The organism is Rhizobium sp. RHZ01 (assembly GCF_014851595.1).
Lineage (GTDB): Bacteria > Pseudomonadota > Alphaproteobacteria > Rhizobiales > Rhizobiaceae > Rhizobium > Rhizobium altiplani.
Genome location: NZ_JACUZZ010000003.1, coordinates 231,106 through 247,868, shown reverse-complemented (window position 1 = coordinate 247,868; position 16,763 = coordinate 231,106). Strand labels below are relative to the sequence as shown.

22 protein-coding genes and 1 pseudogene are annotated in these 16,763 nt (G+C 61.0%); 12 read left to right on the top strand and 11 right to left on the bottom strand.

The window, feature by feature from the left end; all coding sequences use genetic code 11:
• Nucleotides 1-9 precede the first annotated feature (9 nt).
• Nucleotides 10-237, top strand: coding sequence for a hypothetical protein (locus IB248_RS05775; RefSeq protein WP_192240503.1), 228 nt, complete (start codon nucleotides 10-12; stop codon nucleotides 235-237).
• A gap of 242 nt (nucleotides 238-479) precedes the next feature.
• Nucleotides 480-1,094 (top strand): aquaporin, encoded by a 615-nt coding sequence (locus IB248_RS05770; RefSeq protein ID WP_029792369.1) that lies wholly within the window; start codon nucleotides 480-482, stop codon nucleotides 1,092-1,094.
• A gap of 292 nt (nucleotides 1,095-1,386) precedes the next feature.
• Here the strand turns inward: IB248_RS05770 and IB248_RS05765 are convergent, their stop codons facing one another.
• The 5 genes and pseudogenes from IB248_RS05765 to istA all read right to left on the bottom strand — a co-directional run.
• A complete protein-coding gene (locus IB248_RS05765) occupies nucleotides 1,387-1,611 on the bottom strand; it encodes an integrase core domain-containing protein (RefSeq protein WP_029792371.1) in 225 nt (74 codons plus the stop codon).
• Nucleotides 1,608-2,177: an IS3 family transposase gene (locus IB248_RS05760; protein WP_246734707.1), complete on the bottom strand. Its 570-nt coding sequence runs from the start codon at nucleotides 2,175-2,177 to the stop codon at nucleotides 1,608-1,610. The genes IB248_RS05765 and IB248_RS05760 overlap by 4 nt, the downstream gene beginning before the upstream one ends.
• The gene (locus tag IB248_RS05755) at nucleotides 2,174-2,536 is read right to left on the bottom strand and encodes a transposase (protein ID WP_029792374.1); all 363 of its coding nucleotides are present in this window, start codon (nucleotides 2,534-2,536) and stop codon (nucleotides 2,174-2,176) included. The genes IB248_RS05760 and IB248_RS05755 overlap by 4 nt, the downstream gene beginning before the upstream one ends.
• Before the next feature lie 104 nt (nucleotides 2,537-2,640).
• On the bottom strand, nucleotides 2,641-3,453 hold the full coding sequence (gene istB / locus IB248_RS05750; protein ID WP_029792376.1) for an IS21-like element helper ATPase IstB: 813 nt from the start codon (nucleotides 3,451-3,453) through the stop codon (nucleotides 2,641-2,643).
• A pseudogene (gene istA, locus IB248_RS05745) lies at nucleotides 3,443-4,588 on the bottom strand (IS21 family transposase); the annotation flags it as partial. The pseudogene istA and the gene istB, both read right to left, overlap by 11 nt.
• 264 nt (nucleotides 4,589-4,852) lie before the next feature.
• Between istA and IB248_RS05740 the strand changes: the two are divergent.
• The 10 genes from IB248_RS05740 to IB248_RS05695 all read left to right on the top strand — a co-directional run bounded on the left by IB248_RS05740 (nucleotide 4,853) and on the right by IB248_RS05695 (nucleotide 12,968).
• The gene (locus tag IB248_RS05740) at nucleotides 4,853-5,170 is read left to right on the top strand and encodes a hypothetical protein (RefSeq protein ID WP_029792378.1); all 318 of its coding nucleotides are present in this window, start codon (nucleotides 4,853-4,855) and stop codon (nucleotides 5,168-5,170) included.
• A gap of 346 nt (nucleotides 5,171-5,516) precedes the next feature.
• The gene (locus IB248_RS05735; protein ID WP_029792379.1) at nucleotides 5,517-7,265 is read left to right on the top strand and encodes a ParB N-terminal domain-containing protein; all 1,749 of its coding nucleotides are present in this window, start codon (nucleotides 5,517-5,519) and stop codon (nucleotides 7,263-7,265) included.
• 90 nt (nucleotides 7,266-7,355) lie between these two features.
• Nucleotides 7,356-8,252, top strand: a complete 897-nt coding sequence (locus tag IB248_RS05730; RefSeq protein WP_029792380.1) for a hypothetical protein — start codon at nucleotides 7,356-7,358, stop codon at nucleotides 8,250-8,252.
• Nucleotides 8,249-8,596 (top strand): hypothetical protein, encoded by a 348-nt coding sequence (locus IB248_RS05725; RefSeq protein WP_029792381.1) that lies wholly within the window; start codon nucleotides 8,249-8,251, stop codon nucleotides 8,594-8,596. Before IB248_RS05730 ends, IB248_RS05725 begins: the two co-directional genes overlap by 4 nt.
• Before the next feature lie 4 nt (nucleotides 8,597-8,600).
• Nucleotides 8,601-9,050 carry a hypothetical protein gene (locus IB248_RS05720; protein WP_029792382.1) on the top strand — a complete coding sequence of 150 codons (450 nt, stop codon included), beginning with the start codon at nucleotides 8,601-8,603 and terminating at the stop codon, nucleotides 9,048-9,050.
• A gap of 318 nt (nucleotides 9,051-9,368) precedes the next feature.
• On the top strand, nucleotides 9,369-9,956 hold the full coding sequence (locus IB248_RS05715) for a hypothetical protein (protein WP_029792383.1): 588 nt from the start codon (nucleotides 9,369-9,371) through the stop codon (nucleotides 9,954-9,956).
• A gap of 303 nt (nucleotides 9,957-10,259) precedes the next feature.
• On the top strand, nucleotides 10,260-11,186 hold the full coding sequence (locus IB248_RS05710) for a zincin-like metallopeptidase domain-containing protein (protein ID WP_029792385.1): 927 nt from the start codon (nucleotides 10,260-10,262) through the stop codon (nucleotides 11,184-11,186).
• Nucleotides 11,187-11,739: 553 nt separating this feature from the next.
• On the top strand, nucleotides 11,740-12,051 hold the full coding sequence (locus IB248_RS05705; RefSeq protein WP_029792386.1) for a DUF736 domain-containing protein: 312 nt from the start codon (nucleotides 11,740-11,742) through the stop codon (nucleotides 12,049-12,051).
• 316 nt (nucleotides 12,052-12,367) lie between these two features.
• Entirely contained in the window at nucleotides 12,368-12,538 is a 171-nt protein-coding gene (locus tag IB248_RS05700; RefSeq protein ID WP_192240502.1) for a hypothetical protein, read from the top strand.
• 256 nt (nucleotides 12,539-12,794) lie between these two features.
• On the top strand, nucleotides 12,795-12,968 hold the full coding sequence (locus IB248_RS05695; RefSeq protein WP_192240501.1) for a hypothetical protein: 174 nt from the start codon (nucleotides 12,795-12,797) through the stop codon (nucleotides 12,966-12,968).
• Between the two features lie 32 nt (nucleotides 12,969-13,000).
• Here IB248_RS05695 and IB248_RS05690 read toward each other — a convergent pair whose 3' ends face one another.
• The 6 genes from IB248_RS05690 to traC form a co-directional block, all read right to left on the bottom strand.
• The gene (locus IB248_RS05690; RefSeq protein ID WP_029792389.1) at nucleotides 13,001-13,441 is read right to left on the bottom strand and encodes a thermonuclease family protein; all 441 of its coding nucleotides are present in this window, start codon (nucleotides 13,439-13,441) and stop codon (nucleotides 13,001-13,003) included.
• Nucleotides 13,438-13,746, bottom strand: a complete 309-nt coding sequence (locus IB248_RS05685; RefSeq protein ID WP_029792390.1) for a WGR domain-containing protein — start codon at nucleotides 13,744-13,746, stop codon at nucleotides 13,438-13,440. The genes IB248_RS05690 and IB248_RS05685 overlap by 4 nt, the downstream gene beginning before the upstream one ends.
• A 208-nt stretch (nucleotides 13,747-13,954) precedes the next feature.
• Nucleotides 13,955-14,152 (bottom strand): hypothetical protein, encoded by a 198-nt coding sequence (locus IB248_RS05680; RefSeq protein ID WP_029792392.1) that lies wholly within the window; start codon nucleotides 14,150-14,152, stop codon nucleotides 13,955-13,957.
• An 18-nt stretch (nucleotides 14,153-14,170) separates the two neighbouring features.
• The gene (gene traG, locus IB248_RS05675) at nucleotides 14,171-16,123 is read right to left on the bottom strand and encodes a Ti-type conjugative transfer system protein TraG (RefSeq protein ID WP_029792393.1); all 1,953 of its coding nucleotides are present in this window, start codon (nucleotides 16,121-16,123) and stop codon (nucleotides 14,171-14,173) included.
• Nucleotides 16,113-16,325 carry a conjugal transfer protein TraD gene (gene traD, locus IB248_RS05670; RefSeq protein ID WP_029792394.1) on the bottom strand — a complete coding sequence of 71 codons (213 nt, stop codon included), beginning with the start codon at nucleotides 16,323-16,325 and terminating at the stop codon, nucleotides 16,113-16,115. The genes traG and traD overlap by 11 nt, the downstream gene beginning before the upstream one ends.
• Before the next feature lie 4 nt (nucleotides 16,326-16,329).
• Nucleotides 16,330-16,602 carry a conjugal transfer protein TraC gene (gene traC, locus IB248_RS05665; protein ID WP_029792395.1) on the bottom strand — a complete coding sequence of 91 codons (273 nt, stop codon included), beginning with the start codon at nucleotides 16,600-16,602 and terminating at the stop codon, nucleotides 16,330-16,332.
• Nucleotides 16,603-16,763 lie beyond the last annotated feature (161 nt).

Here is a 16,763-nt window from a genome sequence, read left to right as displayed (position 1 = left end):
ACCTGTGGCATGGCTTTTCCGACAGCGGCAACGCCACCTTCAACGCCGTCCCTTCGCGATCGGAAGCGAGAGCACGTCACTCGAATGGAAGGCCGGCGCGGTCTTCCATTCGAGTGGAACGAGGCGACCAGCGTCTTTGCCGATGTTGACTACGCCTTCGATCTCGCCGGCAGCGACGATAACAGTTTCGGGGACGCGCTCGCCAGCATTGCGCGGTGGCCTTCACGCCGATCCTAAATCAGGAGCGTACCCAAATCCACAGATCGGTTCGGCGGGTGAAGGAGATCGCCAGACAAGGCATCGCAGTCGACGCATCAGGATCATGCCTTGACGTTACCTCCGCGTGGAGCAGATTATGTCTCGGTAAAGGGAACCCGCCACGCCTAAGCCCGGCGCCCGCCATCTAATTCTTCGGCAGCGCCCCTGCAACTCGCTTCGTTGTTGACGCTGGCCCGAAAATCAGGACGAAAGGATCCATCATGCGCCGGTACGCTGTGGAATTCATAGGGACTTTCTTTCTCGTGTTGACAATCGGCTGCACCGGGATGGCAGCGGCACCGGGCGTCATTGCTCCGTTGGCCATCGGAAGCGTGCTGATGGTGATGATCTACGCGGGGGGCCACATCTCGGGCGCCCACTACAACCCGGCAGTCACGCTCGGGGTGCACCTACGGGGACGGTGTCCTGCGTCTGATGTGCTGCCCTACTGGGGCGCGCAACTGCTCGGGGCCGTCGTTGCAGCGTGGATCGTCGGCTTCGCCCTCAAAGGGGCGCCGGTTAGCCCGTTCATTGCCCCCGTATTGGGGGCGGTTCTGGCTGAGTTTCTTTTCACCTTTGCGCTTGTATACGTGGTGTTGAACGTGGCCACGGCCGAGGCAACGGAAGGCAATTCCTATTTTGGTCTTGCCATCGGCTTCACCGTTCTGGCTGGCGCCTTCGCCGTCGGTCAGGTCTCTGGAGCCGCTTTCAATCCGGCCGTCGCCATCGGCGCCGCCATGCGCGGAATGCTCCTATGGTCCAGCATGTGGTTTTACATCATTGCGGAACTATTGGGAGGGGCCGCAGCGGCGTTCTCCTTCAAGGCGCTCAACTAGCCGGCTTGGGAATTCATAGGACGGGTATCAACGCGACGACCGCGGAACACACCGTACTCACACAAACCGTTGGCTTCCTGGGCCTAAAGCGTCGTGCATTCAGACGTATCCGGCGGTGTCGCTTGCCAGTTAAAAGTGCGAATGTGGCCGTTTCGGCCGGTTTTAGCATTTAAAGCTGAGAATCTAAGCGCCGAATTCTCAAATTAACTGCAACTGCGAAGACGCCATAGTGTTGATTTGCACTGAGAAGTGACCCGGCATTGGAGTGGCTGGACCAGCGAGGCGCTTCAAACTAAGCCGCCTGCTGGGCGAGTTGGGTTTCAAATTCTGCTGGTGACCTGTAGCCGAGGGCTGAGTGCAACCGCCTGGCATTGTAGATCTCATCGATGAACCTGGGCAAGCGGTCGGCCACGTCCACGAAGGTCTCGTAGCCGGCGGGGTAGATATCTTCCACTTTCAAGGTCTTCATAAAGCTCTCTGCCTGCGCATTATGATAAGGGTTGCCGACGGCGCTCATGGAACCCTGTAGACCAGCGGCATCAAGCGCCCGTCGTCACTTGCGTATTGGCATCCGCGATCCGTGTGGTGAATGCAGCCGGGAGGAGGCTTTCTGTTCTCGATTGCGGACTGCAATGCCGCGAGCGCGAGCGGCGTGTCCAGGCGTTTTGACAGGCCATAACCGACGACTTTCCGGCTACAGGCATCGAGAATGACAGCCAGATAGCAGAAACCGGCGGCAATGCGAATGTATGTAAAATCAGCGACCCAGACCATGTTGGGTCGATCCGGGATCACATTGCGATAGAGGTTCGGGTAGATTGGTGAATCGTGGTTGCTGTCCGTCGTGCGAACATAGCGCTTGCGTGGCTTGATCCCCAATTCATTTTCCCGCATGACGCGCGCTACACGCTTATGGTTGACGAGGTGGCCTCGCCGCTGAAGCTCGTACGTCACACGACGGTATCCGTAGTATGGCAACTCGTCCTGGATGTCCTCAATGATTGCAACGAGCTCGGTATCGCCGAGATTCAAAGCCCTTGCCGTCGATCGGTAATAGTAGCTGCTTCTTGGGAGGTCGATCATTTTGCACCCCCGTCTGACGGAGCAGGGCGCGGGCCGGTGACGATGGAGGATTTCTCGTTGCCGTCGGCGATCGGCTGGCGCGGTGTTTTTTTCACCAGGTCCAGCTCCATCGTGAGCTGGCCGACCTTTCGTTCCAGCGCCGCGATTTGCGCTTCATATTCAGCGATGACGCTCGCCTCGGCCTCCTCATCGCTGAGTTCGCCCCGATCGAACTGTGTCAGCCACAACTGAATGAGGTTGGCCGAAACGCTGTAAATGCGCTGCGCATCGCGACGTCCGATGACACCACTTCGAATATCCTGGCAGAGCTGCAGCTTGAACGGTGTCGAATGCCGTCGATATGGACCTCGTGACTTCATGAGCCTTCTCCGATTGAGGCCCACAGAGCGTATCAGTTTTTCCGTTTCCCGTGGTCCAGCCCGAGGGGTTCACTCCACATTTGCGCCGAGAATTGACACGCCTCTTAGGTATGTTTTGGGTCGGTGGTGGTGGTCAAGTTCCTACTTTTCTCCTTTGCGGTTTTGGGTTCATGCGCTGAGCTGTTCTTGAATCGGAAGCTGTCGTTTCCGGTTTCGAGGATGTGGCAGTGATGCGTCAGGCGATCGAGCAGCGCGGTAGTCATCTTGGCGTCGCCGAACACACTGGCCCATTCGCTGAAGCTCAGGTTGGTGGTAATGATGACGCTGGTTCGCTCGTAGAGTTTGCTCAACAGATGGAAGAGCAGTGCACCGCCTGACGCGCTGAATGGCAGGTATCCAAGTTCGTCGAGGATAACGAGATCGGAGTGTATGAGCCGGTTGGCGTTCTGACCGGACCGTCCATGAGCTTTCTCCTGCTCGAGAGCGTTGACCAGTTCGACGGTCGAGAAGAAGCGAACCCGCTTATGATGATGCTCGATGGCTTGAACGCCGATCGCGGTGGCGACATGCGTTTTACCTGTGCCGGGTCCGCCGACCAGAACGATCTTGTTGGCCTCGTCGAGGAAGTCACAGCGATGAAGCTGGCGCACGAGCGCCTCGTTGATCTCGCTGCTTGCGAAGTCGAAACCGTTCAGATCACGGTAGGCGGGAAAGCGTGCCGTCTTGAGCTGATAGGCTGTCGATCTGACCTCCCTTTCTGCCGTCTCCGCTTTGAGGAGCTGCGACAGGACCGGAATCGCGGCCTCGAACGCCGGGGCTCCCTGTTCGGTCAGTTCCCCGACAGCCTGGGCCATGCCATGCATCTTCAATTGCCGCAGCATGATCACGATCGCGCCGCTTGCTGGGTTATGACGCATGGCGAACCTCCGTCTTTCTCAGGGTGTCGTAGCGTTCGACGTTGGCCTTTGGTTCATTGGTGAGTGTCAGTGCCTGGGGCGTGTCTATCGGCGGCGGCGTGAAGGTTTTGCCATCGACGAGGCGATGCAGCAGGTTCAAAACATGCGTCTTGGTTGGAACGCCCGACTTCAGCGCCATGTCGACGGCCGACAGGACGGCCTGTTCATCGTGCTGCCGGACGAGCGCCAGGATGTCGACCATCTCACGGTCTCCGCCGGGCTTCTTGAGCAGGTATTGCTGCAAGGTCCGGAACGCGTCCGGTAGCTCAACGAACGGCGCACCATTGCGAAGAGCGCCGGGCTTGCGCTTTACGACAGCCAGATAATGCCGCCAGTCGTAAATCGTCTGCCCCGGCCGGTCGTGGGAGCGATCGATGACGCGGTGATGCTCGCAGACGATCTGACCTTCCGCAGCGACAACGACACGATCCGGATAGACCCGAAGGCTTACCGGACGATTGGCGAAGGATGCCGGGACGCTGTAGCGATTGCGTTCCAGATGGACGAGGCAGGTCGGCGTGACACGCTTTGTATATTCGACGAACCCATCGAACGGCCAAGAGACCGGCATTAATGCCAGAGCCTCCTCAGCCCAGATATCGGCAATGGTGCCACGCATCTGGCCGTGTGGGGTCTTTGCCCAGAACTCCTTGCACCGAAGCTCAAGCCAGTCGTTCAGGGCTTCCAGCGATGGAAAGCGTGGGATCGGTTGAAAGAAGCGATGACGTGCATCCTGCACGTTCTTCTCGACCTGTCCCTTCTCCCAGCCGGACGCAGGATTGCAGAACTCCGGCTCGAACACATAGTGGCTGGCCATCGCCAGAAAGCGCACGTTGACGTCTCGCTCCTTACCACGGCCGACCTTGTCGATTGCCGTGCGCAGGTCGTCGTAGATGCCCCGGCCGGGGATGCCGCCAAACACGCGGAACGCATGATTGTGGGCGTCAAACAGCATCTCGTGCGTCTGCAACAGATAGGCCCGGACGATGAAGGCGCGGCTGTAGCTTAGCTTCGTATGTGCGACCTGCAGCTTCGTGCGCTCATTGCCGATGATCGCCCGGTCCTCCGACCAGCCGAAGTGGAAAGCTTCTCCGGGCGCACGCCGCGACTTGAAATCTCTCGCTATCAACAATATCTGAGCATCACTTCCCGTTTCGATGATGTTCTGCCGCCGGCAACCGCCCCGGCTTTCGATATCGTCCGGGATCCGAGAAAAGGGCGCTCCCCTCACGGGTCGAGCGCCCTTTTCGCTTCGGCCGCCAAGTCGATGTGAATATTAGATACGGATCTCGTTTTCGCTCCCGGCGCCTTGACCGATGCTCGAACGCGATGAGATCTAAGAAAAACACCGCGGGAACCTATGCCTTTTTATCTTGTAATCCAGACCTCTCTCACTGAAGCCGACGACGAGGAGGCTGCTGCTCGAACTGTGGTCGACCAGATCCGATCCGGCAACAAAGTCGCCGTCACTGTGAAGTCCGACGAAACGACAGTCTCGCACATCGTCGTTCCTCCGAAATCGGATATCTCATTCGCAGCTCCGGTTGCGAATGCTGATGCTGGCGGGCAGGTTCCGGCCACTTTGCCTGCCCCATTGTCCATCGTCGAGGCCGATCGAAAGGCGACGCTGAAGAGGATAATTGCTGATGCGTTCTCGCTTCTGAAACGGCGCCCCTAAGTCTTTCAAACGGGCCACGTCTATATGCAGCTCTGGCGGTGCAACGCGTCATTTGGTCGGTTAGTCGCCGCGATGTAAATTAGGCCATGGTAAAATAAAGGAACGGAATTGGAACCGGTCGCAGATCGGTCCTCCTGCCGTCGCTTTCGCTCAACCGCCGCCTGCGCGATCCCGGCTGGGTTGTCCATCGCAGGGCAGATGCCCCGCTCGTCCCGCCCAGCAGGGATGCTCGGCCGCAGTTGCGGTAGTCCGGCCGCCCCGCGGTCCGGGAGGTGTCTTCGAGAAAAATGAAGACAGGAAGGGCTGGCAAGGCGCCGGCTCGCAAATCTCCCGAAAGGACAGTCCCATGCAGATCAAGAAGGTGGATCCCCGCGCTCTGAAGGAAAATCCCGACCGCATGCGCCAGACGAAATCATCGCCGCAGGCCGATGCGCTGATGCTGGCGACGATCAAGGCCGTCGGCATCGTACAGCCGCCGATCGTCGCGCCTGAAACGGGTGGTGGCAATGGCTTTATCATCGATGCAGGTCATCGCCGTGTCCGACTTGCGATAGCCGCCGGCCTCGAGGAGATCGAGATCTTGGTGGCGGATGCCGCAAACGACAATGGCGCCATGCGCTCGATGGTCGAAAACAGCGTGCGCGAAGCGCTGAACCCGGTCGACCAATGGCGCGGCATTGAGCGGCTGGTCGCACTCGGCTGGACCGAGGAAGCGATCGCCGTCGCGCTGGCGCTGCCCGTTCGCCAGATCCGCAAGCTGCGCCTGCTTGCAAACGTCCTTCCGGCAATGCTCGAGCAGATGGCGCTGGGTGACATGCCGTCCGAGCAGCAGCTGCGGATCATTGCAGCCGCCGGCGAGGTCGAGCAGAAAGAGGTCTGGAAGGCGCATAAGCCGAAGAAGGGCGACACCGCAGCCTGGTGGTCGATCGCCAATGCCCTGACCAAGAAGCGCATGTATGCCAAGGATGCCAGCTTCGGCGACGATCTGCGCGAGGCTTATGGCATCGAGTGGGTCGAAGATCTGTTCGCGCCGGCCGACCAGGACAGCCGCTACACCACCAATGTCGAAGGTTTTCTGGGCGCCCAGCACGAATGGATGACGTCCAATCTGCCGAAGCGTGGCTCGATTGTCGAGGTCAACAGCTGGGGCCAGCCGGAACTGCCGAAGAAGGCAAACCAGGTCTACGGCAAACCGTCGAAGTCCGACCACGCGGCGCTCTATCTCGATCGCGACGGCAAAGTTCAGACCGTCCACTACCGCATGCCCGAGGCGGCGAAGCCGAAGGGCGGCAGTGCGACGGGTGCCGACGGTGCCATCAATGACGATACCGTCTCAACGCCGAAGGCACGTCCTGATGTCACCCAGAAGGGTCAGGATATGATTGGCGACTTCCGCACCGACGCTCTGCACGATGCCCTAAGCCGCGCCCCGATCGAAGACGATATGCTGAGGGCGTTGCTTGTGCTCGCCTTCGCGGGACAGAACGTTCGCGTCGACTCCGGCGCAGGCGGCGGCCTCTACGGCAGCGCTCGCTTCGGCCGCCATGCAGCTCGGCTCTTCACCGATGATGGCAAGCTGTCTTTCGACATGGATACAGTTCGCGTCGCTGCTCGTGCGGCCCTGATCGACGTGTTCTCATGCCGGCGTGGCGTGTCGAATAGCGGCGTCGTCTCCCGTGTCGCCGGTGAGGCGATCGGCGCGGACAGCTACCTGCCGAACATGGGGATGGAGGAGTTCCTCGCATCCCTGTCGCGTCGGGCGCTTGAAACTGTCGCCAAGAATGCCGGTCTCGAGCCGCGAGCGCGTGTCCGCGAGACCCGCTCAGCTCTCGTCACCCACTTCGAAGGCGATACGACCCTCGTCCATCCCTCTGCCCTATTCGCGCCGGAGCCAACGGAGGTTCTCGCCCTCCTCAAGCATCTTGATCACGATGCAAATCCGCAAGACGAGGGCGCAACCGCCGAAGCCGTTGCCAGCGATATCGTCACCGATGACGCTGATGAAGAGGGCGAAGCCTCCGACATGGTCGGCTCCCATGAGTATCCGGGCACGCTAGACGATCACGAAACGGCCTACGGGATCGCGGCCGAATAGTCCCATCAGCCTTTTCCAGATCTTCCGCTCCGCCGCCAGTCCTTCCGGCGGCGTTTGCTTTTCAGCACCTTCAAACAAAGGAGCCTGACCATGAACGGACCTTCAATCACCTCCGCCACAGACCCCGTATCCGCGTCTCTCGCAGCCGATGGCGTTGAGTTCGGGACAAGCGCCGACGGATTTCCCGTCGCACGCATTGGCGAAATCCTCCTTGGTCTCATTGCTAACGGAAGCGGCGACTTCTTTCTGGCCACTGCCTGGCGTATCACCAAGCCGTTAGCCGAAGTGCGGCGTCACCATTTTTACCGCCACGATGGCCGTGTAAAGGACGAAGCGACTTTCCGTCGCCGCGCGCTGGAGACCGCGGAGCACATGAGGGAACTCTCAGCCCTCGCTCGTGTCCAGACACGCATTTCCGCAAGCACGCCATGGGGCGGCTCTCAGCTGGCGACGGTCTATGCCGAGGGAATTGTCAGCCACTCGACGTCAGGCCATGGCGGTTTTCATCTTTCTCCCGATCGAAATCTCCAGGTTGATGCCTCGGTTCGCGGCGTTGGTGGCTGGTACGAGGAAGATTGCGAATGGGCGATCGTCGCCTTGACGTTCCCGGATCTTTTCACCGGCTACGAGCGCCGCTGTGCCTACGAAACCGCGCGCCATACCTTTCCGGAGTATTGGGAAAAGCTCAGTGGCCGTCAGCTCAGCCCCGGGGAATCCTGGTCGAAGGATCGCGCGGAGTTCGATCGCGCGCATGCCGACGACTGGATCGTCATTTCTGCAATCACCTCCTCTCAGCACTCCGGCATGACCGAGGTTGTCGCCACCAGAGGCGGCGGACGCGAGTTCCAGCGAGAGGAGCGTCGCTTTCTCGTTCCTCATGAAGAATATGGTAGGCGCGGCCGCTTTGGCTTTGTCATCGATCTCGCGCGTCATGCCGTCTACGATGGCCCGTCGAGCTTCGTCGGTTGGAGTGCGAGGGCGGCATGATGGCACCGGTGATGTCACCCGAAACCCAGCTCTCTCGTATGGAAGACGCTCGCCGTCAGACCCAGAGACAGCTGGAAATCATTGACAGGCAGATCACCCGTCGCATGACGGCAATCCTGCCGCAACTTGCGAGGCGCCAGACCGGCTATCGTCGCGGTAAGGCGCTTGACGGGCGCACCCTGCTCGAGCGCTATCGCGCCAATCTTGCCGGGCTCACGGCAGAGCGCCAGCCGGAAGTCGATGCGCTCTTGCGAAAGCTGGCTCGACAGGACGCGGCGATAGTAGCGATGAGAGACCGTCTTTCCGTGGCCGGCCCACATCATCCCGCGAGCCAGGAGGGCTGATCACATGGCAACAATCGGCGACCTCGAGCAGCAGGCCGGGATCGGATCTTCCGATGCCGAGCGAACTGCGTTCTGGCTTCGGTTTCATCATCTCGAAGGGAAAGCATGCCTCGACGGGGGCGTGGCGGAGCTCAAGCGGATGATCGCAGAACGCAGCGGGATGACTCTGCGCGCTGCCAAACACGGGCGCCAGCGATGGCCAGCCCTGAGCGACGATCAGGAAGCTGCACTACGAGCCTATGCCGCCAAGCATGGCCGACGCTGGGAGAGCATCCTCAGCGATGTCTGGATGGGTGGACCGCCTTATGACGATGGCGGGACCCTACGGGGTCTTCGAAATACCCACGGTCCAACATGGCTTCTATCCTACCGGTTGCCCAAGGCAGTATTGCGGAGCAAGCCCGACGGGAAAGCACCGGTCTCGGATGTGGGCATCGGCAAAAGCGAGGAGTAGAACGGGCTGGAGCCATATCCCTGTCGTGTCCGGTGATGGCACCGTGACGGTTTGTCCTTCGGTTTTGCTGCGGTCTGAACCAGCGGCCGTCCGCTTCAAGGCCGCTGTCGCGCCGCGGGGCGGCCGGAACCCGCCATCCTGCACGGAGCAGCTCCGCTCGGCCTCGCAGGGCGGTTGCCTTGCTTGCTCGCAGATCGACTCCGCTTGGTCTGGACAGGCCCGGACCTTGAACAGCCCGTCTTCCGCCGGTTCGGGTCGACCGCACCGAAGGGCAAGCCGGCACGGGGCCGGAACCGCTTCGGCTCGAAAGGAAGAGACATGGCCAAGCCCGCAACCAATCCTCGCCAGACCGCTCGGGTCGTCCAGCTCCGCAAGGGCGCCACCGTCGAAATGGTCCGCCTCACCTGCCCAGACAGCGCCCAGGCGATCAAGATCGCCGAAAGCTTCGGGACCGCCGTCATCGACAGCGACGGAATCCGCGATCTCCACGAACGGCTGATCTCCGAGACCGCCGATGCTCTAAGCGAAGGCCTTGGCGAGCGCGCCATGCAGATCCACCTCCAGCGGATCGTCGGCGCCTTCGTCGGGTCGGCTCATGGCGCCGGCCAGTTCTACAGCAATGCCGTCACCCAGGCACGCGACGCCACGGCCAAGGCTGCGAACGACGCCCGCGACGAGGACCTCGACGGTCCTGTCGGCTACGATAGCGCCGCCCACCGCAAGCGGGAATTTGCCGCCGACATGGGCGTCCAGGCTCATGCCTTGCGGATGGCAGCCGAAGGTGCCGTCGCCGCCTACAAGCACATCGTCGGCGAGAGCTGGAAGCCCTTCGATCGCCCGGTCGAAAACCCCGGACAATCCGTGGATCGTAAGGCGGCCGCGGCCCAGATGTCCGCCTTCGATTGATACCATCGGCGGGGCTTGCGCCCCGCCGCACTCGCGTGAGCAGGGCCGGTCCTTATGGTGCCGGCCCTTTTTACTGCCTGCGGCGCAGATGAGAGGGAAGGAAGGAAAAGAAGGACCCGGCGATCCGGCCGATGCGGTCCGTCTTCGCTTCGGGCCTGCAGGAGCCGCCGGCGCCAGGCAACGGCTTCGCCGTCCTCCACGCTGTTACGGCCGTTCCGGTGCTTGGCCCCGCCTCCGGAGCTCCTGCCTTTTGCCTCCGCGAGGGGACCGCGATTGGCGCGGTTCGCACATATGGAGATGGAAATGAGCAGGAATTCGCAATCACAGCGCGCTGACATATACAGCAGGATCACCGACCGGATTATCGAAGAGCTCGCTCAAGGCGTCCGCCCCTGGATGAAGCCATGGTGTGCTTCCAACACCGACGGTCGCATCACGCGACCGCTTCGCCACAATGGCCTTCCCTATTCGGGGATGAATGTGCTCCTGCTCTGGTCGGAACAGATATCGCGTGGCTTTGCCTCGTCGATGTGGATGACATTTAAGCAGGCGCTGGAATTGGGTGCTTCCGTCCGGAAGGGCGAGACAGGCTCAACGGTTGTCTTTGCCAGCCGGTTTACCAAGTCCGAGGTGGATGGGAAAGGCGGCGAGATAGACCGGGAAATCCCGTTTCTCAAAGCCTATTCTGTCTTTAATATCGAACAGATCGACGGCCTGCCCGATCACTACTTTGATCGACCGACGCCCGACCTCAGCCCAGTCGAACGGATTGAAGCCGCCGAGCGCTTCTTCCGGAACACTGGCGCCGTTATCCGCCACGGCGGCAACCAGGCTTTCTATGCGCCTGGGCCGGATTTCATTCAGATGCCGCCGCTTCAGGCGTTCAAGGATGCTGCCAGCTACTACGCGACGTTGAGTCATGAATCGACCCATTGGACATCTTCAAAGGATCGGGTCGGGCGTGATCTGTCGCGTTACAGCAAGGACCGCAGCGAAAGGGCCCGGGAAGAATTGATCGCCGAGCTTGGCAGCTGCTTTTTATGCGCGGATCTCGGGCTCGTTCCCGAGCTCGAACCACGACCGGACCACGCCTCCTACCTCCAGTCCTGGCTATCCGTTCTGGCTGACGACAAGCGGGCAATATTTCAGGCGGCGGCACACGCACAGCGCGCGGTCGCATTCCTTCATGGCCTACAGACAAGGGCATTGGAAATCAGGGACGCAGCTTGAGACGGCGTAGTTCAGAGGATGCGCTCCGAACGGTCGCCAGCTACGATGGCGGCCGGTTCATCTGCCTGGTCCGTTTCGGGAATAGGATCGTCGGCCATCCGAAGGTCATCCTCCAGGCGATGATTCGCGGGGCAACTCTATCGCGGCAAGTTCGTCCCGCAAGCGGACCTTGGTCGGAGGTCATGCGAGGAATGTGCATATCTTTATCCTAGCTCTGACAGTTTGCTGACCAGCTGCGGCCGTTCGCCTGGATTTCCCGGTGCGGGCCGCCATTGCCATATCCCTTTCCCTTGACGACAGGGCTCCATTCGCGGGCTCGATGAGGCATGTCTGGCCGGAGAGCGGCTACGCCTCGCTCGTGTTCCCGCAACGGCGCTCCGAAACTTTCATCCCCTGCCGGCTGCGCCGTCATTCCTCGCGAGACAAGAAAGTGTCTCCACGCCGCCCTCCACGTTGTTCCGGCCCTACGGGTGCGGTCCGATCATCCCCGGCCTTTGCGACTGCCATCGAGGCCGCAATGGAGCGGCCCGAAACAGCGAAAAGGAATACGACAATGGCTACCATCGGCACCTTCACCTCTACCGAATACGGCTTCACCGGCTCGATCCGCACCCTCGCCCTCAACGTCAAGGCCCGCATCGCCCGCATCGAAAACCCCTCCGACAAGGGCCCGCAGTTCCGCATCTTCGCGGGAGCCGTTGAACTCGGCGCCGCCTGGCAGAAGCGCTCGGAGCAGACCGACCGTGACTACCTCTCGGTCAAGCTCGACGATCCGAGCTTCCCGGCTCCCATCTACGCGACGCTCTCCGAGGTCGAAGGCGAAGATGGCTACCAGCTGATCTGGTCCCGGCCGAACCGGGACTGAGAACTCCGGCCCCGCCCGAAAGGGCGGGGTCATCCCCTCCGCGGAAATCTAAAGCCGGATCAGGCTTCGAACCTGGTCCGGCTTTTTTTGCTGCCACACGAGAGGGAGGGATAGCTGCTCAGAAACCGGGAGTGTGCCGCTCGCGCATGCCGGCCTCAAGGATGAGCGGTTCCCCCAATTTTCTCCAGCCGCCTGCGGCGCCTTCCGAAAATCGGCTCCCCCACTCCCCGGCTCCGCCGGTCGCTTGCGCGATCCATGACCCCATCATCCCCTCCCGGCCGCTGTCGTCGTTTTTCACACTCAAGGAGATCAGACGATGACTTACGATATCGAAATCCAGATCGAGGAACTTCGGGCCGAGCTCCGTAACGCTTGCGACGCCGGCGAGCGTCGCCAGATCCAGGCCGAGCTGGATGTCGCTCATGCGGAGCTTGCAGGGGTCGTCGCCCTGCAGAACGAGACCGTCGATCGGGAGCCGCCTTACTGAGGGGCAACCGACAGCATTGCGCCATTGTCGACGGTTGCGGTTCTCCTGTGATCCCATTTCATCGACATCAGGGATGGTGCGTTTCGAGCGTCATGCCGCAACCTGATGCCGCCAGAATTTTCCCCGCCTTCGGCTTCCTCGCGCAGCAAAATTCAGTCGTCCTGGTCCTCCGCTTCGCTGCGGTCGTTCCGATGCAGCACTCCTTCCCGATCCGCATCTCATCCCCGCGATGAAACGCAATCATAGGAGAAACATCATGCAACAGCTCGCCAAGTTCCTCACCGCTACCGGCCGTCGCCTGCGCGCTCTCGGCAAGGTCATCGGTCACTTCTTCCGCAAGGGTAAGTTCGGCCTGAAGGTCGCGATCAAGATCCCCTTCTTCGTCGACATCGAGGTCAACTTCGAGACCGATTGGAACCGGCGCCCATAAGGCGCCCCGGCCCGCTCTGGCGAGCCGGGTCCTCAGCACCATGGCTCGCGCCGACCTGACCAGGTCCGTGCCAGGCCTTCCGAGACAAGCCGATCGCCGAGGCTTTGGCCGTCCCGGACAAGAACACGGAGCTTACGGCCGTATCGATCCGTATCGCGGCCTGGCCACGCCTGGAGTTGGAATGGCCCTTCGTTGACGAGCTCGACCAACCGATCTGTTGCCTCGTTGCCGAGCGCCAGTTCCGACGCGCATTTCGGGGTGCTGATCTCCGGGGCGTCGATATCGGCAACTCTCACCTTCTGGCCGCTAATCCACAGCGTATCACCATCGACGACACAGTTGTAACGGGCGCCGGATGCACATTTGGGGAACATTGCGGGTTGACCGGATTGCGCCGCTTCAACTTGCGGGACGGCCGAGATGGCCCCTAGCAGAACGGTGGCGGAAATGACGCCTGTTAGAATTGATTTCACCTGATTGCCCCAAGCTCGATGACAGTAGAAGGAGCGGAACTATCAGATTCGCGGGTTGCTGCTGACCTCGTTCGATAGCCTCGGGCGCGCTTCTGTCGGGTCAGGTCCAGGAAGAGTGCAACCGCATCCTGCTCCCGCTCGAAGTGATGGATCAATGTCTGGCCCTTGGCGCCGATCCGGCCCCATCGCCGGGTCAGGCAAAGTTCACCAAACAGGTTGGCGTCGATCGACATCGAATAGAAGCGAGCCATGTTCTTGGCGCGGTCCATTCGTTCGACATAGAGCTGGTAGGGCTGTGCGATCATGACCGAGAATCGCGCGTACGGAGTCTGCGGTCCAACGACAATTATGAATCGGTTTCGCATGATCGATTCAAGCTGGTGAAGCTTTCGAAGCGTCAGGTCTTGGGCGATCCGCCTTCGTCGTACGGCTCTATTCGCCACGGCGAACGAAGCCCGCAAGCGGTCTTCGCCCATTCGGGTCACGATCCTCTCGCGGTCGCGCCGGCATTGATCAATACCCGAGATAGCCGAGGATATCCGCACCATAATATTCGCCCTCCCCATCGGCGTGAGCAATGACCTCACCAGTGGATTCATCGACCAATGCCTTGTCATCTTCTCGGACGGCCGCCGCCACCTCGTGGATGCGGCATTCCTCGATCGCCTCCTCGGCCGTAACCTGCGCCTCACAGGCTTCCCAATATCGCATTGCCGGATCCTCCTGCGTTCAGATCGGTTCGGGCGAAACGGGGTCGTCGACACCCGCTGCGCGCTGCTGAAACCTGTTCTCGCCAACGCAGGACTTCATGTCTGATCGGCGGAACCAGATCGCGCGGCCGCATCTCAATGGCGCATTGCCGGCGGTGAAGACGATCTGCTCGTCCGCGCGCATGCGCAGGACTTCGTGCGGCTGGATCAGCTGTCTTGAGGCAAGCTGCTTTGATCGGGTTCGTGACGATCCGCGTGATTGGAAACTGCGGCTGACCTGGTCGATTTCGACCGTCGTCGTACCGCAGCGGCGTGAGATATAGTCGGCCGTTTCCGGATCGTTGATCGCCGCAAACGAGATCCAGCTGGCGCTCTCGAACCACTTGCTAGACGCGTCGCGCCCACCATAGGTTTCCCGCAGCTGGCCGATCGACTGGTAGATCATGGTGAGCGTGATACCGTACTTCCGGCCGGCATCGCGCGCCGTCTCCAGCACCCGCATGTAGCCGAGTCTTGCGACCTCATCGAGGAGAAACAGTGCCCGGCCCTTGATCGCTCCGTCGCGATTGTAGATCGCGTTGAGGAAGGAGCCGATGATGACGCGCGCCAGGCCGGCATGAGTTTCCAAGGTCTTGAGGTCGATGTTGATGAACACGTCGGTGTCTCCATCGGCCAGCGTCTCGGTGGAGAAGCTGGCGCCCGACACCAGGGCGCCGTAGTTCGCATAGCTCAGCCAATGCGTTTCCTTGATCGCATTGGCGTAGACGCCGGAGAAGGTCTCGGGCGTCATATTGACGAAGGCGGCGACATTCTCCTTCACGAAGTCGGACGCTGAATTGTCGTAGATCTCCTGCAGGCGCGCGCGGAGTTTTGGCTCCGGCTCGGAAAGATTGGCGCGAACCTGCCGCAGGGTCTGGTGCTTCTTATCCGTATGCCCGGACAGACAAACGTCGGCGATCATGGCGGTCAGAAGCTGAAGACCCGATGCGCGAAAGAAGTCGTCGCGAACGCCGGTCGCGCGACCGCTGTCGCTCATGATCCATGACGCGACCGCTGCGATGTCCTCTTCTTTGGTGCCGCCGTGGCGACCGATCCAGTCGAGCGCGTTGAAGCCGGAACCGGCGTTCTTCGGATCGAGGACGATCACGCGCCGGCCTGCCTTGCGCCGGTGCTCCATCACCATCGGCGCCACCTCGTTGGACGGATCGAGCACGACGAGCGAGCCGCCCCATTTGAGCGCCGTCGGGATCGTGACAGAGGTCGTCTTGAAACCACCTGAACCGGCGAAAACGATCCCATGCGATGAGCCGAACGAGCCGTCGAAGCAGAGCAGCGGTGCGGAACCTCCCCTCCCCCAGGAAAGCGGCTCACCGGCCCGAAACGACGTGGCGGCCGGATCGTCGCGATCGACACGATATCGCTCGCCGATGACGATGCCTCCTGTTTCCGGAAAGAGTTTCTCCGACTCTTGCATCGTCATCCAGTCCGCTTCTCCGTGCAGGGCGCGTTTTCCTTGGATGCGCCTTGGCTCGCTTCGCGCGTAGGCCGCATTTCCCATTCTGGCAACGCGCAGAGCGAAGAATACCCCGAGGAGCGTGACGGCCGATCCTGCGATGGTCGAAGGGTCGGTATAAGACAGAAGGGTCCTGCCCGCGGGCACCTGACCGGCAAAGGCCAGCAGCCGCGATCCCTCGCGAAGGCCAGCGACGACGATGACGCCGAAACCGCCCGCGGCAACGCTCCAACCGGTAGCCTTGATGTTGATCGATCCCTTCGTGCCGAACAGGAATATGACGCCACATGCGCCGGCCAATGCATAGGGCAGTGCGAGCCCGATCCGCCCGAGCATCAGCTTCGCATGATCGGTCGTTCCGTATGCCGAGAGCCAGCGTTCGATGCCTGGGAAAGTCAAAGCGATTGCCAGCATTGCTACAGCCGGAATAGCGCCGACAAGGATCCTATTAGGCGTCATCGGCGAATGCCTTCGCACCGAGTTCACTTAGACGAGTTCGCTCCGCCTCGTCAGCCCTGATCCGCGCGCAGGCATCCATCAGAAGCCCGAGCAGGAGCGCACGTTTCTCGTAGCGCAGGCCGGCCTTGACGATCAGGCCGCCGAGCTCGATTTTCTCCCGCGCGTCTTTTTTCCGAGCCTCGACCGTCGACATCTTCTGCATTCGCTCAAGCCTCAGCAGACTGGCCCGCAGCCTCGCGAGCGCCGTTCGGCGGGGTGGTCGCAGGTTTGCGCCCCTGAGCCGGTTTCGTTTCTCCGCGAAACCGAGCCGCGACCTCTTCGAACGCCGACAGCAGTTCACCCTCCTCTATCTCGATCTCCCCGAGCCCCGCACGCAGCGCGATACGCCCGATGCGTTCGGCATCGCGTGTTTCCGCTTGCTTCAGCTGTTCCTGCAGGCGAGCAATCTCCTCCCGGATCTTGGCAGTTGGCTTCTTCATGGGCGTCGCTCCTCATTGCTTATGGTTCGATGAAGACGAACCCTGCCCCGAATTTTCTCCCGCTGGAAAGGTGCAATGTTGCACCTCGCCAAAGCGTCAGCATTTGGCGAATGATCCCGCCGTTCCGAAGGAGCGGATCCAAGGGCGCAATTATACGTCGC

Excerpts from the sequence above, each read along its gene's own strand:
- IB248_RS05775 (WP_192240503.1), top strand. The coding sequence starts at position 10 with ATGGCTTTTCCGACAGCGGCAACGCCACCTTCAACGCCGTCCCTTCGC.
- IB248_RS05770 (WP_029792369.1), top strand. The coding sequence starts at position 480 with ATGCGCCGGTACGCTGTGGAATTCATAGGGACTTTCTTTCTCGTGTTG.
- IB248_RS05765 (WP_029792371.1), bottom strand. The coding sequence starts at position 1,611 with ATGAGCGCCGTCGGCAACCCTTATCATAATGCGCAGGCAGAGAGCTTT.
- IB248_RS05760 (WP_246734707.1), bottom strand. The coding sequence starts at position 2,177 with ATGATCGACCTCCCAAGAAGCAGCTACTATTACCGATCGACGGCAAGG.
- IB248_RS05755 (WP_029792374.1), bottom strand. The coding sequence starts at position 2,536 with ATGAAGTCACGAGGTCCATATCGACGGCATTCGACACCGTTCAAGCTG.
- istB (WP_029792376.1), bottom strand. The coding sequence starts at position 3,453 with ATGCGTCATAACCCAGCAAGCGGCGCGATCGTGATCATGCTGCGGCAA.
- IB248_RS05740 (WP_029792378.1), top strand. The coding sequence starts at position 4,853 with ATGCCTTTTTATCTTGTAATCCAGACCTCTCTCACTGAAGCCGACGAC.
- IB248_RS05735 (WP_029792379.1), top strand. The coding sequence starts at position 5,517 with ATGCAGATCAAGAAGGTGGATCCCCGCGCTCTGAAGGAAAATCCCGAC.
- IB248_RS05730 (WP_029792380.1), top strand. The coding sequence starts at position 7,356 with ATGAACGGACCTTCAATCACCTCCGCCACAGACCCCGTATCCGCGTCT.
- IB248_RS05725 (WP_029792381.1), top strand. The coding sequence starts at position 8,249 with ATGATGGCACCGGTGATGTCACCCGAAACCCAGCTCTCTCGTATGGAA.
- IB248_RS05720 (WP_029792382.1), top strand. The coding sequence starts at position 8,601 with ATGGCAACAATCGGCGACCTCGAGCAGCAGGCCGGGATCGGATCTTCC.
- IB248_RS05715 (WP_029792383.1), top strand. The coding sequence starts at position 9,369 with ATGGCCAAGCCCGCAACCAATCCTCGCCAGACCGCTCGGGTCGTCCAG.
- IB248_RS05710 (WP_029792385.1), top strand. The coding sequence starts at position 10,260 with ATGAGCAGGAATTCGCAATCACAGCGCGCTGACATATACAGCAGGATC.
- IB248_RS05705 (WP_029792386.1), top strand. The coding sequence starts at position 11,740 with ATGGCTACCATCGGCACCTTCACCTCTACCGAATACGGCTTCACCGGC.
- IB248_RS05700 (WP_192240502.1), top strand. The coding sequence starts at position 12,368 with ATGACTTACGATATCGAAATCCAGATCGAGGAACTTCGGGCCGAGCTC.
- IB248_RS05695 (WP_192240501.1), top strand. The coding sequence starts at position 12,795 with ATGCAACAGCTCGCCAAGTTCCTCACCGCTACCGGCCGTCGCCTGCGC.
- IB248_RS05685 (WP_029792390.1), bottom strand. The coding sequence starts at position 13,746 with ATGATCGCACAGCCCTACCAGCTCTATGTCGAACGAATGGACCGCGCC.
- IB248_RS05680 (WP_029792392.1), bottom strand. The coding sequence starts at position 14,152 with ATGCGATATTGGGAAGCCTGTGAGGCGCAGGTTACGGCCGAGGAGGCG.
- traG (WP_029792393.1), bottom strand. The coding sequence starts at position 16,123 with ATGACGCCTAATAGGATCCTTGTCGGCGCTATTCCGGCTGTAGCAATG.
- traD (WP_029792394.1), bottom strand. The coding sequence starts at position 16,325 with ATGCAGAAGATGTCGACGGTCGAGGCTCGGAAAAAAGACGCGCGGGAG.
- traC (WP_029792395.1), bottom strand. The coding sequence starts at position 16,602 with ATGAAGAAGCCAACTGCCAAGATCCGGGAGGAGATTGCTCGCCTGCAG.